Genomic DNA, 1,115 nt, shown 5'->3' with positions numbered 1-1,115 from the left:
AGCTTATTGTGTAGCTAGCTTTGCAGTACTATTTGCCTCATATTACGAAATAGCTTTCGCTGGATTCACAAACACCGGTGTGGCAAGTCTTTTAAATGCTACCTCATACCCAGGTTTCTACATATCTCAAAAAGTTATGGGAAACACTTTTGCTCTAATATTCTTCATTTTTACTATTAATAGTCTCATTGGTTCAGTTACCGCGGCTTATGTTGCGTTATCTAGACTAACATATACTTTGGTAAAGAAAGATATGTTATTGTCCATAATCATTGTTGCTTCATTCTTCCTTGGGGTTAACTTAATAGGAAGTGTTACTAGACAATTTTATAATTTATATAATGTAACAACCACGATATCTTTAGTTACATTGTATACTTCTCACATCATAGTCTCTGGAGGTTATCCATTATTTGCTAAAAAGAATTACAAGCTAAAGATTTACGATATACTCCTAGGTATCCTAGCCGTACTATTAATGGGTTACGGGATCTATGAAGAGATAACTTCTTACTTTCTCATAAGTATCTTATCGATTTTGGCTGGAGTAATTATAGCTGTAGTTCACAACCAGATAAGATTAGAAAGGTTTAAATAAGCTATCTATGATGAGATAAAAATCTGGATTGTAGTAGATAAGAATAGTGTGGCGATCTAAAATCATTAAATTAATTAGAAATCCTTCCCTTTTCGTATATGATTATTGGTAGACAGCTTATTGCTATTATGAGTAGTATACTCGATAATAACACTGGTGGGATGGCTCTAGTTAGGTCAATATATGCCGTTAATGAGTCAACCATACCGTAAGGCATAGAAATTAAGAGATATTTAATATCTTTTTTCATTATTGCTAAAACAGATGAAAATCCCCAAAACAAATGAAGGATTAGCGAAGATAACCTGTCCATAATGTGAGAAATTAGGAGGGTAAGAGAAAATGGTATATTTAAAATTAAATAATCAGGGAAGAGTAGTAATCCTAAAAGAATAGCGTTTTCGTAAAAGGCTAAGTAAACCCCATACGATAGTCCTAGTTGAATGTCTAATTTTGGTTTGAAGACTACGAGATAAATATAGGCGAAACCTGGTTCTAGAACTGCAGTTAATAAGCC

2 pseudogenes are annotated in these 1,115 nt (G+C 33.1%); one reads left to right on the top strand and one right to left on the bottom strand.

The annotated features are described in order from the left end of the window. A pseudogene (locus DMP16_RS11125) lies at positions 1 to 598 on the top strand (APC family permease); the annotation flags it as partial. Between the two features lie 70 nt (positions 599 to 668). On the opposite strand, the pseudogene DMP16_RS11120 reads toward DMP16_RS11125, so the two are convergent. After that, positions 669 to 1,115: pseudogene (locus tag DMP16_RS11120) on the bottom strand (hypothetical protein); the annotation flags it as partial.

Origin of the sequence: Sulfolobus sp. B1 (assembly GCF_007050195.1) — an archaeon.
Lineage (GTDB): Archaea > Thermoproteota > Thermoprotei_A > Sulfolobales > Sulfolobaceae > Saccharolobus.
This window is presented reverse-complemented; position numbering and strand designations above follow the sequence as displayed.